Annotated in this window: 14 protein-coding genes; 10 read left to right on the top strand and 4 right to left on the bottom strand. The window is 60.1% G+C overall.

Annotation, left to right across the window (positions count from 1 at the left end):
* The 6 genes from OCV80_RS08195 to OCV80_RS08170 all read left to right on the top strand — a co-directional run bounded on the left by OCV80_RS08195 (position 1) and on the right by OCV80_RS08170 (position 5293).
* Positions 1 to 1053 (top strand): S-methyl-5-thioribose-1-phosphate isomerase, encoded by a 1053-nt coding sequence (locus OCV80_RS08195; RefSeq protein WP_119310907.1) that lies wholly within the window; start codon positions 1 to 3, stop codon positions 1051 to 1053.
* Between the two features lie 279 nt (positions 1054 to 1332).
* Positions 1333 to 1998, top strand: coding sequence for a class II aldolase/adducin family protein (locus OCV80_RS08190; protein WP_025544432.1), 666 nt, complete (start codon positions 1333 to 1335; stop codon positions 1996 to 1998).
* 337 nt (positions 1999 to 2335) lie between these two features.
* Positions 2336 to 2947 carry a 4Fe-4S binding protein gene (locus OCV80_RS08185; RefSeq protein WP_021748840.1) on the top strand — a complete coding sequence of 204 codons (612 nt, stop codon included), beginning with the start codon at positions 2336 to 2338 and terminating at the stop codon, positions 2945 to 2947.
* Between the two features lie 7 nt (positions 2948 to 2954).
* Positions 2955 to 3596 (top strand): ABC transporter permease, encoded by a 642-nt coding sequence (locus OCV80_RS08180; RefSeq protein WP_119310908.1) that lies wholly within the window; start codon positions 2955 to 2957, stop codon positions 3594 to 3596.
* 4 nt (positions 3597 to 3600) lie between these two features.
* Complete coding sequence (locus OCV80_RS08175; protein ID WP_021748838.1) at positions 3601 to 4533, top strand: glycine betaine ABC transporter substrate-binding protein; 933 nt, start codon at positions 3601 to 3603, stop codon at positions 4531 to 4533.
* 1 nt (position 4534) lies between these two features.
* Entirely contained in the window at positions 4535 to 5293 is a 759-nt protein-coding gene (locus OCV80_RS08170) for an ATP-binding cassette domain-containing protein (RefSeq protein WP_256264479.1), read from the top strand.
* A gap of 93 nt (positions 5294 to 5386) precedes the next feature.
* Here OCV80_RS08170 and OCV80_RS08165 read toward each other — a convergent pair whose 3' ends face one another.
* From OCV80_RS08165 to OCV80_RS08150, 4 genes are all read right to left on the bottom strand, one after another.
* The gene (locus tag OCV80_RS08165) at positions 5387 to 6769 is read right to left on the bottom strand and encodes a TRAP transporter large permease (RefSeq protein WP_197714238.1); all 1383 of its coding nucleotides are present in this window, start codon (positions 6767 to 6769) and stop codon (positions 5387 to 5389) included.
* Positions 6766 to 7296, bottom strand: coding sequence for a TRAP transporter small permease subunit (locus OCV80_RS08160; protein ID WP_021748835.1), 531 nt, complete (start codon positions 7294 to 7296; stop codon positions 6766 to 6768). The genes OCV80_RS08165 and OCV80_RS08160 overlap by 4 nt, the downstream gene beginning before the upstream one ends.
* A gap of 52 nt (positions 7297 to 7348) precedes the next feature.
* A complete protein-coding gene (locus tag OCV80_RS08155; protein ID WP_021748834.1) occupies positions 7349 to 8488 on the bottom strand; it encodes a TRAP transporter substrate-binding protein in 1140 nt (379 codons plus the stop codon).
* Between the two features lie 180 nt (positions 8489 to 8668).
* A complete protein-coding gene (locus OCV80_RS08150) occupies positions 8669 to 9295 on the bottom strand; it encodes a Crp/Fnr family transcriptional regulator (protein WP_021748832.1) in 627 nt (208 codons plus the stop codon).
* 264 nt (positions 9296 to 9559) lie between these two features.
* On the opposite strand from OCV80_RS08150, the gene OCV80_RS08145 reads away from it, so the two are divergent.
* The 4 genes from OCV80_RS08145 to OCV80_RS08130 all read left to right on the top strand — a co-directional run bounded on the left by OCV80_RS08145 (position 9560) and on the right by OCV80_RS08130 (position 13081).
* Positions 9560 to 10450, top strand: a complete 891-nt coding sequence (locus OCV80_RS08145; RefSeq protein WP_119310912.1) for a DUF362 domain-containing protein — start codon at positions 9560 to 9562, stop codon at positions 10448 to 10450.
* A gap of 22 nt (positions 10451 to 10472) precedes the next feature.
* Entirely contained in the window at positions 10473 to 10949 is a 477-nt protein-coding gene (locus OCV80_RS08140) for a flavodoxin (protein ID WP_021748829.1), read from the top strand.
* 200 nt (positions 10950 to 11149) lie between these two features.
* Positions 11150 to 11782 carry a TetR/AcrR family transcriptional regulator gene (locus OCV80_RS08135; RefSeq protein WP_119310913.1) on the top strand — a complete coding sequence of 211 codons (633 nt, stop codon included), beginning with the start codon at positions 11150 to 11152 and terminating at the stop codon, positions 11780 to 11782.
* A gap of 405 nt (positions 11783 to 12187) precedes the next feature.
* The gene (locus tag OCV80_RS08130) at positions 12188 to 13081 is read left to right on the top strand and encodes a LysR family transcriptional regulator (RefSeq protein ID WP_025544428.1); all 894 of its coding nucleotides are present in this window, start codon (positions 12188 to 12190) and stop codon (positions 13079 to 13081) included.
* Positions 13082 to 13238 lie beyond the last annotated feature (157 nt).

Raw genomic sequence — 13238 nt, 5'->3', positions numbered from 1 at the left:
ATGGAACGTATGGACCGGGATATGCCGTTCCTGCTGCAATATGAGCATGTGGCGTGGTTTGAGAAGGGAAAAGTCCGCATTCTGGACCGCCGGGTCTATCCCACAGAGGTCCGGTTCGTGGTGTGCACGGACTACCACGAGGTGGTACAGGCCATCGCGGACATGGTGACCCAGAGCGCGGGCCCCTATACCGCCGTGGGCATGGGCATGGCCCTGGCTGCCTGGCAGGTCCGGGACAAGGGCGCACGGGAGCAGGAGGAGTTCCTGCGGCAGGCGGCCTATGACCTGGCACACGCCCGGCCCACCACCGCCAACCGGTACGGCCAGATCACCTGCCGCTGTGCCGATGTGGCGAAGGAGACCCTGGCTGCGGGCCGGGATCCGGTGGAGGCCATCGTGGCATCCACCGTGGAGTCCCTGAACCGCCGGTACAGCACCATGCAGGTGGTGGGGGATTATCTGGCGAATCTGATCCCCAATGGCGGCGCCATCCTGACCCAGTGCTTCGGCGAAACCATCATCGGCACAGTGATCCGGGCCGCCAGGCGGCAGAACAAGACCTTCCGGGCCTACTGCGCGGAGACACGGCCTTATTTACAGGGGGCCCGGCTCACGTCCAGCTGCTTTGCCCAGATGGGCATCGATACCACGGTCCTGACAGACAATATGATCGCCTACGCCATGGAGCGGGAGGGCATCGACCTCTTCACCTCAGCGGCGGACTCCATCGCCTGGGACGGCCATATCGCCAACAAGATCGGCACTTTCCAGATCGCCATCCTGGCCAAGTGTTTCGGGGTGCCCTACTATGTCACCGGCATCCCGGACCGGGAGAAGCGGACGAAGGACGACATCGTCATCGAGATGCGGGACCCCGCCCAAGTCCTCTCTTATCGGGGGATCCCCAACACGCTCCCCGGGGTGAAGGCCATCTACCCCTCCTTCGACGTAGTGCCGCCGCATCTGATCTCCGGCGTGGTGACGGACAAGGGCGTGTATGTGCCGTATCTGCTGGGAAACTATTTTGACTCTGACGTCAAGCCGTTCTATTGACGGCAAAGGGCCGCCGGGCGGAAGAATTGGAAAACGCAGGGGGACGGTATGCCGGTTGCGGCGCTGGGTCGGATGCCGAAGAGCACCCCCGGCAGGCCGATCCGGCTGTGTGGAAGGAATCTGGGTAGGTCCTCTCCGCCGGGAGAAATGTGCTCTGCTGCATATCAGGCAAGGGACGGAAGCCCCGCCCGCCTTTTCCGGCGTGTCCGCAAAACCGGAATCATACGGGCAGCTATATCAGAAATTAAAAATGAAAATGAAAACAGGAGGCAGCAAATTATGCTGATGCAGGAGGAAAGAGAGCTGGTTGTTGAATACGGCAGGAAAATGAGCACCGACCGTCTGAGCACGGGAACCAGCGGCAATATCAGCGTCTGCAACGCGGAAAAGGGACTGATGGCCATCAGCCCCTCCGGCATGGACTATTTCTCCACCACGCCGGAGGACGTGGTCATCACGGACCTGGAGGCCAACATTGTGGACGGCGTCCGCAAGCCCTCCAGCGAGTGGGCGCTGCACACCGCGTTCTATCGCCACAAGCCCCACGCCAGGGCCGTGGTGCACACCCACTCCATGTACTGCACCACCTTTGCCGTGCTGGGCCAGCCCCTTCGGGCTGTCCACTATGCAATCGGCGACACCGGAGCAGCCACCGTCCCCTGCGCGCCGTACCGCCTCTTCGGCACAGCGGAGCTGGCAGAGGCCGCCATAGAGGCCTGCGGCGGCAGCGACGCCGTTCTGCTGGGCAACCACGGCCTGGTGGCCTGCGGCAGGGACCTCAAAAGTGCTTACGGCCTGGCCTGTAATCTGGAGTACGTCGCGGAGCTGCAGTACCGGACCATGTGCATCGGCACGCCCAATATCCTGACGGATGAGCAGATGGCGGAGGTCATGGAGCGATTCAGGTCCTACGGCCAGCCCGGCAGCGGCAAGGCCGGATATTGAGCGGGGCGGAGGTCCCGCGGAGATCTTCACCAGCCTCCGGATGGCATTGAACACACCGGCATCAAATGCGATCTTGCAGGAGAGCCAGCCCCGCGCTCAGCAGGCGCGGGGCTGGCTTTTTGCCTGCGGCGGGGAAAGCCTCCTGAAGCGCCAAGGCAGACGCCCCTGTGAAGCCGTATCCTGGGAAAAATTTTCCCGGTCTCAAAATGCCGCGATACCTTGCAGCTGCCCATTCGTTACCTGTTGGTGCCTATGCCACAAGATTGTGCGTACTTTACGAAAGCCGCCTGCCGCGCTACCATGGGGGCACAGATCAGAAAACGAAAGGGTGTTCTCCATGAACGAAAAAGCAAAAAAATACGTGGACCTGTTCCGCCGGGTGAAGATCGCAGCCGCCGCCACGGTGGATGCGGAGGGCCATCCCCAGGCCCGGATCATCAACGTGATGCTGGCAGAGGACGATGGGATGTATATTGTCACCTCCAGAGGCAAGCCCTTCTACAAGCAGCTGGTGGAGACGGGAGAGATCGCCCTGGCAGCCATGTGTCCAGACTGCCAGTCCCTGAAATTCACCGGGAAGCTGCGGGTCGTGGACAAAAGCTGGGTGGACAAGGTCTTTGCGCAGAATCCCGGTATGAACGAGGTCTACCCCGGTGAGAGCCGCTATATCCTGGACGCCTTCCACATCTACGCGGGCCATGGCGAGTGGTTCGACCTGCTCCACTATCCCATCAGCCGGGAGACATTTGCCTACGGCGGGGACACGGAGGAGTACAACGGCTTTGTGATCCAGGATGCATGCATCGGCTGCGGCGCCTGTGCCTCAGCCTGTCCCCAGAAGTGCATCACTCCCGGAACGCCCTATGTCATCAACTGGGCGCACTGCCTCCAGTGCGGCCGCTGCGCGGAGGCCTGTCCGGCAGACGCAGTGCGCCGCCTGCACCCGTAAGCGGCTCATGGAACTGCTGCAAGGGATTTTGGGCCTGTACGCCCAGCGGGCAGACTGGTTCGCGGGATTGCTGCAGGCCCACATCGGCCTGGCTCTGACCGCCATCGCCATGTCCGGCATGATCGGTCTTTTGACAGGCATCTGGATCGCGGAGCATCCCCGTATCGCGCCGCCGGTGATGGGCGTCTGCAACGTGCTGTACACCATTCCCGCCATCTCCCTGCTGGGCATCCTGATCCCCTTCAGCGGGATCGGCAACAAGACTGCCGTTATTGCCCTGACGGTTTACGGCATCATGCCCATGGTGCACAACACCTACGTGGGACTCACCACACTGGACCCGGATATTCTGGAGGCAGCCAGGGGCATGGGCAGTACGGGGACACAGGCGCTGTTTCGGGTGAAGCTGCCCATGGCCGCCGGAGTCATCCTGGCGGGCGTGCGGAACATGGTGGTCATGACCATCTCCGTGGCTGGCATTGCCTCCTTTGTGGGGGCCGGTGGCCTGGGCGTGGCCGTCTACCGGGGAATCACCATTTACGATCCGGCCATGACGGCGGCGGGCAGCATCCTGATCGCCCTGCTGGCCATTGTCTGCGATCTGGCGCTGGGCGCGCTGGAGCGCTATTTCAAAAAGAGAGGAAGCTGAACTTATGAACATCCTGAATCGACTGCAGGCGGCCGTCCTAGCCATCCTGATGCTGGGCACCCTGACCGGCTGCGGCGGAGGCGCCGCCTCCGGAGGGGAGACCGGCTCTGGCGACCCTGTCCGGATCGCCACCAAGCCCATGACGGAACAGTACATCCTGGGAGAGATGCTGGGCCTTCTCATTGAGCAGGCCGGCTATGACGTGGAGATCACTAAGGGCGTGGGCGGCGGCACCAGCAACATCCAGCCCGCCATGGAGAGCGGAGAGTTCGACCTCTATCCGGAGTATACCTCCAGCGGTTGGGTACTGGTGCTGGACCACCAGGCCGAGGGTGTGGATGATGCAGAGATGTTCACCCGGCTTCAGCAGGAGTACGAGGAGAAGTTCCACATGACCTGGGTGGGGAAGTACGGCTTCAACAACACCTTCACCGTCGCCGTCCGGGGCGATGTGGCGGAGCAGTACGGCCTGGAGACCACCAGCGACCTGGCCGGGGCGGCCGGTGAGCTGACCTTCGGCGGAAACCCGGACTATCTGGAGCGGGAGGACGGCTTTCCAACCCTGTGCAAGACTTACGGCCTGGACTTCCGGAATGTGGTGGACATCGACATCGGCCTGAAATACCAGGCCCTGGCCGGCGGAGATATCGACGTGACCAACGCCTTCACCACCGACGCCCAACTGGCGAATCCGGACACAGACCTGGTGACGCTGGAGGATGACAAGCATCTGCAGGTGAACTACTTTTGCTCCACGGTGGTCCGCCGGGACGCATTGGAAAAATTCCCCGGTCTGGAGGAGGTGCTGATGCAGATGGACGGTATTCTCTCAGATGGGGAGATGGCCGCGCTCAACTACCAGGTGGAGGTGGAGGGCCGGAACGAGCGGGATGCGGCCAGGGACTTCCTGCTCCAGAAGGGCCTGCTGGAGGCGTGATATGACCCAGCCGATCATTCGCTTTGAAGGCGTCTCCAAGGCCTTCGGCACCCAGACCGTTCTGCGGGACTTCTCTTTGGATGTGGAGCCGGGCGCATTTGTGTCGATCATCGGCCGGTCCGGCTGCGGAAAGACCACCGTGCTGAAGCTGGTAAACGGCCTGCTGTCGCCGGACACGGGCCGAGTCCTGATCCAGGGGCAGGATGTGGCCCGAATCGACCCGGTGGCCCTGCGCCGCCGCATCGGCTACGCCATCCAGAACGTGGGCCTGTTTCCCCACATGACCGTGGAGAAGAACATTGCCTATGTGCCCGCCATCTCCGGCCTGGAGGAATGGAAGGGGAAGCAGTGCAGAGAAAAAGTCGCTGCCCTGCTGAAGCAGGTGGGGCTGGACCCGGCGCTGGCGGGGCGGTATCCCCGCGCCCTCTCCGGCGGGCAGCGCCAGCGGGTGGGCATCGCCAGGGCGCTGGCCGCCGGTCCGGAGCTTCTGCTGATGGACGAGCCTTTCGGCGCGGTGGACGAGATCACCCGGGGCCAGCTGCAGGATGAGCTCCTGCGCATCCACCGGGAGAGCGGCATCACCGTCCTGTTTGTGACCCACGACATCGCGGAAGCCCTGAAACTGGGGACCCGCACACTGGTGATGGACGCCGGGCAGATCCAGCAGTATGACGCGCCCAGCCGCCTCCTGGCGCACCCGGCCACGTCCTTTGTGGAGCGGCTGGTCCGCCGCAGCCGGGTGTTTCAGACCCGGGCGTAACGTCTCCGGCAGACCGGCCGTCCGCTGGAAATGGACAAAAGAGAAAAGAGGTCCGAAGGACGTACGTCCTTCGGACCTCTTCGCTTATGGGGATCAGCTTGCCAGCATGCTGGGCAGCCAAGTGACCAGCGGCGGGAACACCGCGCAGAGCGCGGTCACGATACAGATGATGATAATGAACGGTATAACGCCCCTGTAGACCTCCTGGATTTTGATGCTCGGAGGCAGGATGCCCTTCACATAGAACAGGGCGAAGCCGAAGGGCGGCGTCATGAAGCAGGTCTGCAGCAGCGTGGCGCTGACGGCCACCAGCCACAGCCGGTCGAAGCCGAAGGTATCCATGATCGGCAAGAAGATGGGGAACACGATCATGACGATGCCCAGCCAGTCGATGAACATGCCCAGAAGGAACATGATGACCATCATGATGGCGAAGGCGCCCCACTTGCCGATACCCATGCTCAGGACCCAGTCCGCGATGATCTGGTCACCATCCAGAGACATGAACACGCCGGTAAAGGCAGCTGCGCCGAAGAGGATGATGAACACCATGGCGGTGGTTTTAGCGGTGTCGATCAGAGACTCATAGAGCATCTTCCAGCTGAACTGCTTGTAGAAGATCGCCAGGATCAGGGAGAACAGGGCGCCGATGCCCGCGGCCTCCGTGGGGGTGGCGATGCCGCCGAAGATGGAGCCCAGCACGCCGAAGATCAGAATCAGCGGCGGGATCAGGTTGATCAGGGAGCCGGTGATGCGCTTCTTCAGGGGCATCTCCGCCAGCTCCTCGGGACTCATGGCCGGGCCCCAGTCGGGATGGATGTGGCAGACCACCATCAGGTAGATGATGTATCCCAGGGACAGGCTCAGACCGGGGACCATGGCGGCGAAGAAGATCTTGCCGACGGAGACCTCTGCGTAAGAGCCCATGGAGACCAGCATGATGGAGGGCGGGATCAGAATGCCCAGGGAGCCGCCGGCGCACACCATGCCGCAGGCCAGGGAGGGTTTGTAGCCGCTGCGCAGCAGCACGGGGAGAGACAGCATGCCCATGGTGACAACGGAGGCGCCCACGATGCCGGTGGTGGCGGCGAACACGGTGGAAACCAGGATCACGGCCAGACCCAGTCCGCCCTTCAGGGGCCCCAGCAGGTAACGGATGGACTCAAACAGGCCGTCCGCCACCTTGGAGTGGGTCAGGAAGTTGGCCATCAGCACGAACATAGGGATGGCCACCATGGAGTAGCTTTGCATCTGGTCGTAGATCTTTGTCATGGCGATGGTGACGCCGGGGGTACCCCAGGCCAGCCAGCCGACGATGACGCCGGCGCCGCCCAGCACGAAGGCCAGCTCCTGGCCCAGGACAAGGCCCACGACCATCAGGCCGAACAGGCCGAGGATCAGCGCCACGCCAAGCGTGCCGGCGGGGATCTCAGCGGCTGCAACCAGCCCCTGCAGTTGTTCCAAAATCGCAGTCATCCCTGCGCCTCCTTTCCGTTCGCGGAAGCCGTGACGAGTCCCTCCACATGCTTGAGGATCTCAGAGACGGCCTGGATGGCGAGCAGCACCAGCCCCACGAACAGGCAGAGCTTCACCGGCCAGGTGGGCGCGGCCCACACGGAGTAGGTCTGCTCACCGGTGGTATACGCGTTCAGGAAGAAGGTCCAGCTGGCGGGAACGAGACCCATCAGGAAGGGGACCAGGAAGATCGCGTATGTGACGATATGCAGGATGTGCTGGACCCGGACAGGGAACATGGCGTAGACCACGTCCACCGCCACGAAGGCCTTTTTCTGAAGGCCGTACGCGCTGATCAGAATGATATAGCAGGCGAACAGCATCACGATCAGGTCCTGAGTCCAGATCTGCGGCCGGTTGAAAATACGGCGCAGGATGACCTCGCACATGATGACGGCAAGGATTGCCAGCGACAGGACGGAGAAGATCCGGCCCAGGAAGTCGTTGAACTTGTCGATGCCATTGTAGATTGCTTTGATGGCTTTCATCAGAAATTCACACCTCTTTCATAAACTCTCTCATCAGTTGTTGAAGAGGCGTTCATTCGCCGCGGTTGAAGCCGAAGCCGTAGTCGCCGGTCCAGTCGCGGTAGTTGTTGGCAGTCTCACGGTAGGCCTGCATGGACTCATAGACCATCTTGAAGTTGGGGTTGATCTCGCACTCCTCCTTATAGGTCTCGATGCAGGTTTCGCGGATAAGCTGCATGTCCTCGTCGGACAGGCTGGTGACCGTGACGCCCTGATCCTCGATCATCTGATTGGTGACGGTCATATCATTGTAGATGTAACGGGAGAGCTGCTCACCGCAGCAGAGGCGGGCGGCGCTCTCAAAGGCCACCTGATAGGCCTCAGGCAGGCTTTCCCAGGCCTGTTTGTTCACCATGACGCCGTTGACACCGGCGGACTGATACCAGGCGGGGGCGCACCAGTAGGGGGCGACCTCCTGCAGCTTCAGGGAGTCGTCGGCCTTGGGGCCGGAGAACTCGCCGCCGTCGATCACGCCGCGCTGCAGGGACTCATACAGCTCGGAGGCGGCCACGGTGGTGATGTTGATACCCAGCTTCTGCGCTGCCTTGCCGGCCATGACGCCGCCCAGGCGGATCTTCATGTGCTGCATATCCTCGATGGAGGTGATGGGGGACACGGAGCGGATGCCGGACTCGGAGGGGTTGGTAACCAGCGGGAAGTACTCCATGTTGTACTGGCCGTACATCTCCTTATAGCAGTCCATTCCGCCGGCCTCATAGATCCAGGTGTAGTAGTCCAGGGCGGTGAAGTCGTCCATGATAGTGGACAGCAGCTCAAAGGCCGTGTCCTTGCCGGACCAGTAGCCGCCCCAGTCGCCGCCGCACTCCACGGTGCCCTGGCTGACAAAGTCGAACAGCTGGCTGGCGGAGCACAGTTCGCCCTCGGAGTAATTGGTAATGATGAACCGGCCGTCGGTCAGCTGGCTCACCAGCTCCGCGAAGCGCTGGTCCACGGTGAAGTGGACGTTACCAGCGCCCCAAACGGAACCCATCTTCCAGGTCACGACAGGCAGGCTGCTGTCGCCGCCGGCAGCGGTGGCGTTCAGATTCGCGGTGTCCATGATGCCGCTGTCGGCAGATGCGCAGCCGGACAGCAGCACGGCGGGCAGCAGCAGCGCCATGGTCAGGAACAGTGCAAAAAATCTCTTTTTCATTTCGCTTTCTCCTTGGTCTTTCCTAATTTCACACAGGTGCAGGGGGAAGTCACTCAGTTCCGGGGATCGCCTTCTTTCCGTTGGCCGCAGGGCCGTATTCAAGAAGCTCCCGCTGTTCCGCCGGGGAGCGCGGGAGAACATCTTCCACAAGCTGGGCCGCCCATATTCTGGCGGCGGACATCAAAAGAGCCCGCTCTTTTCTGAGAGTCGGCTCTGCTTGACCGGAGGCTCCTCGCCGCGCTTGCGCAGCTGCCCGCGCAGGCGGCTCAGAGACACTGGGGACATACATAAAAAGGATGCGATGTGCTTGATGCTGACCACGTCCGCCAGCTCGGGATAGCGGCGGAGAAACCACTGGTACCGCTCCATGGCGGAGCTGATGCCGAGAAGGAGCTTCAGCTCCCGTTCCAGCTTCAGTTTCTCCAGCAGGTAAGAACTATACAGCTGCTGCAGCTCTGCGGACTGCTGGAACTGCTCCGCAAGGAGCTGGGTAGGGATGGACAAGAGCACACAGTCCGTCACCGCCTCAAAGTTGATCGGGAAGGAAGCTGTCAAGATGCTGAGACTCAGCACGGCCTCTCCAGGCCGGTAGAGGAAGCAATCCGTGATATCCCGCCCTTTTTCATCCGTCAGGTAACCCCGAATGACTCCGCTGACCAGAAACGGGATCCAGTCAGAGCAGGCGTCCGGCTTGGCGACAAGCTGCCTCTTTTTGCAGGAAAAAAGCCTTGAGGCATCTGCGAGACTGGCGGCCAGATCTGTATCCTCAAGGTGGAGGATCTCCTCCAAACAATCCTGAATATGCATCGCATCTTCCTTTCTTTCGCCGCAATTATACAAAATTGCAGGGAAGATTGCATTAACACAGGTTAATTTTTCTGTCCTCAAACAGAAAAAAGTTAACATTTTATTCAAAAATTTTTTAAATGCAAGAAACGGATGACACACAGAAGGCTATCCTGGGAATCACCTGGGTGGAGAGCGGAATTTCTGTTGAAAATCTATTGACATCGTGTCAGAATACGGCTATAATGCAGATACTGACACTATGTCAATAAGGAGACCTGCAATATGAGAGCGAATGTCTATTTCACAAGGGAGATCACGCCTGAAAAAGTAGTGGAGCTGTATCGTGCCCTGGGCGTGGAGCTGCCCGGCAAGGTGGCCGTGAAGGTCCACTCCGGGGAGAAGGGCAACCAGAATTTCCTGCGTCCGGAATTCTGGTGTCCCATGGTAGAGGAGGTCCACGGCACCATCGTGGAGTGCAATACCGCCTATGGTGATGCGGCCGGCGGTGTCCGGGATCATACGGAGTCCCACCGGAAGCTGCTGCAGGAGCATGGCTGGACCAAGTACTTCGACGTGGACCTGATGGACGCCGAGGGCCCCGACGTGGTGTGGCCCATCCCCAATGGCAAGGTCCTGAAGGAGAACCACGTGGGCAAACACATCCTGCATTATGACTCCATGCTGGTGCTGGCCCACTTCAAGGGCCACCCCATGGGCGGCTACGGCGGCGCCCTGAAGCAACTGGCCATCGGCTGCGCCTCCCGGGCGGGGAAGGCGCTGATCCACTCCGCCGGGAAAACCGATGACCGCTTCAAGACCTGGGAGCAGCACGCCAGCTCCGTGGTCTTTCCAGAGGCCATGGCGGATGCTGCCTCCAGCGTGATAGAGCACTTTCGGGGCAAGATTGCCTTCATCAATGTGATGAAGAACCTGTCCGTGGACTGCGACTGCTGCGCCGTGGCCGAGGATCCCTGCATGAAGGACATCGGCATCCTGGCCTCTCTGGACCCAGTGGCCATCGACCAGGCCTGTATTGACCTGGTAATGCAATCCGATGATCCGGGCAGGGAACACTTCATGGAGCGGGTGAACAGCCGCAACGGCATCCACACCATCGAGGCCGCAGCGGAATTGGGCTTCGGCTCCCGGGCGTATGATCTGACCGAACTGTAAGCATTGAAAGGAGCAACCTGCAATGAGCAAGATATTGATCGCCTATTTTTCCGCCAGCGGCGTCACGGCCCGCACGGCGAAGGAGATGGCAAAGGCCGCTGGAGCGGATCTGTATGAGATTTGTCCGGCAGAGCCCTATACCGCTGCGGACCTGAACTGGATGGACCAGAAGAGCCGCAGCACGCTGGAGATGAACGATCCAGCCTGCCGCCCCGCCATCGCGGCACCGGCGGCGGATCTGGACCAGTACGACACCGTGTTCGTCGGCTTCCCCATCTGGTGGTATGTGGAGCCCCGTATCGTGGACACGTTCCTGGAGAGATCTGATTTTTCCGGCAAGACGGTGATTCCCTTCGCCACCTCCGGCGGCAGCGGGATCGAGAAGGCGGAGCGGAGCCTGAAGTCCCACTGTCCCCAGGCCAACTGGAAGAAGGGCAAGCTGCTCAACCACATGGATGCGGCCGCCTGGACCAAAAGCGTGCTGAATTCGGGGTGCTGAAGCGCCGGGGCCGCAGGACACCGGCCTTGAGCAGGCGTTCCCAATACCCGGCACATCCGGCTGGGTGAGAGCTGTGGACGGACGCCCCGTGTTCTATTTGACACAGCGATGGGAAACCGGTATCATGTGTTTGAACAGCACTGGGACCATAGGCGCGGAATGCGTGCCGGAAACCCATGGAAACAAGAGAGGGAACTGCCATGCCGAGAGGATCAGAAGAGCTGACGAACGCGCGGAAAGCGGAGATTGTCAATGCCTGTGCCGTACTCTATGAGACCAGGAGCTTCAAGGAGATCACGCTGAAGGAGATCGGGGAGAAGACCTCTTTCACCAGAACGTCGATCTATAACTATTTCCAGACAAAAGAGGAGATCTTTCTGGCTCTGTTCCAGCGGGAGTACGAGGCATGGATCGAGGATCTGGACGCCCTGCGCTGTGGACACCGGAAGTTGTCCGTGGATGCTTTTTCCGACGAGCTGGCCCGCACGCTGGAGCGGCGGGAGCGGCTGCTGAAGCTGATGGCCATGAATCACTATGATATGGAGGCCAACAGTCGGATCGAAAATCTGGTGGCGTTCAAGAAGGCGTATGGCGGCTCCCTGCTGGCCGTGACCCACTGCCTGGAGAAGTTTTTTCCCCGGATGACGGATGAGGACGTGCAGGGATTCCTCTATGCTTTTTTCCCGTTCATGTTCGGTATTTACCCCTATACCGCAGTAACGGAGCAGCAGCGTACGGCTATGGAGCTGGCGGGCGTCGGCTATGTCCGGCTTTCTGTCCGGGAGCTGACGCGGTCGTTTACCGCCAAGCTGCTGCAGGGATTTCAAATGTGAGGGAGGAGGTCCGCCGGACCCGGCGTTCCGTTTCCTGTCTGAATGACAGCCCTGCGCCGGACCGGCGCGGGGCTGCTTTTCTTGGGTGGAAGCGGCGGAAAACTGTGGGGATGCTGCCTTCCCGACAGGAGCTGCCGGGAAGGGAGCTGAAATCCTGGAGGGCCGGTTGGAAGCACCCGGACGCTGCGGCCCGCTGGCCCATGCGCCCGCCTCCAATCAAGCATAGAAGGCCGCCCTTGTAGGTGCCCGGGACCGTTTCTCAAACCGGAAGGGTGCCATGATCCACCCCGGTATGTTACCGAAAAAGACTGCGGCTCCGCATTTTGGGGTTTCCATTTTGGGAAAATTGGGCTATGATGAAACAAAATGGGCCCCGATACCAGCACAGGGCAGAAAGGCGTTCCTATGGATATCAAACAGTTGTATTATTTTACGGCGGTGGCACAGGCGGGCAGCTACTCCAAGGCAGCAGAGAGTCTGGCGGTGTCGCAGCCCACGCTGTCCGTCACGGTCAAAAAACTGGAGGAGGAGCTGGGTGTTCAGCTCTTTTACGCCTTCAACCGGGAGCAGCACCTGACCGACGAGGGTCTGCGCCTGTGGACCAAGGCCAAGCAGATCCTGGACCTGTATCAGGAGACGCTGGACGATATGAAGACCACCAACAAAAACAGCTCCGGCAAATTCACCCTGGGCCTCTCTCCGCTGTTCGGCGCCTGCTTTTTCGGCGACTTGATCCCCAATTTCTCCATGGAGTATCCCAATATTGAGATCAAGATGATTGAGGACGGCGCCTACCGCATCGACCAGCGGATCGAGCGCGGCGAGGTGGATATCGCCGTCACGCTCAATTCCAAACGCCTGTCCTCCTTTGCTTACTGTCATTTTTCCACCCAGAGGAACGTGGCGCTGCTTCACAAGAGCCACCCGCTGGCGAAGGAGCCCTCCGTCACGGTCTCCCAGCTCCGGGATGACTCTTTCGCCATCTTCAATCAGGACTTCATTCTCCACGAACAGATCGTGGACGCCTGCCATGCGGCCGGTTTCCGGCCGAAATTCGCCCTGCTCAGCTCCCAGTGGGATTTCATGGTGGAGCTGGTGTCAAAAAACCATGCGGTTTCCATCCTGCCCAAGCCGGTGCTGGACAAGCATCCGGATCCTAATGTGTGCTGCGTGCCCATGAGCGACAGCATGAAATACTGGGACATCGTGCTGGCCTGGAACAAGGACAAGTATATGCCGAAAGCCTGCGCGCTGTTTCTGGATTACTGCAAGCACCATCTCCCGCCGGATGACCTTTAAGACGGGTATTGAAGCGAACTATTATTTTCTATAATAATATTTTTTGAATAATATTATAGAATTGGAATTTTACAATAAAAATTCTATATAATTTTTGATAAATTAAATTATTGAAATTTATATACTCTTTCGCTATGATAAACATTGGAAGCACTGC

It is taken from the genome of Oscillibacter acetigenes (assembly GCF_025567605.1).
Taxonomy (GTDB): Bacteria; Bacillota; Clostridia; order Oscillospirales; family Oscillospiraceae; genus Oscillibacter; species Oscillibacter welbionis.
The sequence above is the reverse complement of the archived record's forward strand: the minus strand, read 5'-3'. Positions and strand labels throughout refer to the sequence as shown.

What these genes read in the sequence shown, in the direction of transcription:
- OCV80_RS08185 (WP_021748840.1), top strand. Translation starts at nt 2,336, where the DNA reads ATGAACGAAAAAGCAAAAAAATACGTGGACCTGTTCCGCCGGGTGAAG.
- OCV80_RS08190 (WP_025544432.1), top strand. Translation starts at nt 1,333, where the DNA reads ATGCTGATGCAGGAGGAAAGAGAGCTGGTTGTTGAATACGGCAGGAAA.
- OCV80_RS08155 (WP_021748834.1), bottom strand. Translation starts at nt 8,488, where the DNA reads ATGAAAAAGAGATTTTTTGCACTGTTCCTGACCATGGCGCTGCTGCTG.
- OCV80_RS08150 (WP_021748832.1), bottom strand. Translation starts at nt 9,295, where the DNA reads ATGCATATTCAGGATTGTTTGGAGGAGATCCTCCACCTTGAGGATACA.
- OCV80_RS08175 (WP_021748838.1), top strand. Translation starts at nt 3,601, where the DNA reads ATGAACATCCTGAATCGACTGCAGGCGGCCGTCCTAGCCATCCTGATG.
- OCV80_RS08165 (WP_197714238.1), bottom strand. Translation starts at nt 6,769, where the DNA reads ATGACTGCGATTTTGGAACAACTGCAGGGGCTGGTTGCAGCCGCTGAG.
- OCV80_RS08130 (WP_025544428.1), top strand. Translation starts at nt 12,188, where the DNA reads ATGGATATCAAACAGTTGTATTATTTTACGGCGGTGGCACAGGCGGGC.
- OCV80_RS08170 (WP_256264479.1), top strand. Translation starts at nt 4,535, where the DNA reads ATGACCCAGCCGATCATTCGCTTTGAAGGCGTCTCCAAGGCCTTCGGC.
- OCV80_RS08195 (WP_119310907.1), top strand. Translation starts at nt 1, where the DNA reads ATGGAACGTATGGACCGGGATATGCCGTTCCTGCTGCAATATGAGCAT.
- OCV80_RS08160 (WP_021748835.1), bottom strand. Translation starts at nt 7,296, where the DNA reads ATGAAAGCCATCAAAGCAATCTACAATGGCATCGACAAGTTCAACGAC.
- OCV80_RS08140 (WP_021748829.1), top strand. Translation starts at nt 10,473, where the DNA reads ATGAGCAAGATATTGATCGCCTATTTTTCCGCCAGCGGCGTCACGGCC.
- OCV80_RS08135 (WP_119310913.1), top strand. Translation starts at nt 11,150, where the DNA reads ATGCCGAGAGGATCAGAAGAGCTGACGAACGCGCGGAAAGCGGAGATT.
- OCV80_RS08180 (WP_119310908.1), top strand. Translation starts at nt 2,955, where the DNA reads ATGGAACTGCTGCAAGGGATTTTGGGCCTGTACGCCCAGCGGGCAGAC.
- OCV80_RS08145 (WP_119310912.1), top strand. Translation starts at nt 9,560, where the DNA reads ATGAGAGCGAATGTCTATTTCACAAGGGAGATCACGCCTGAAAAAGTA.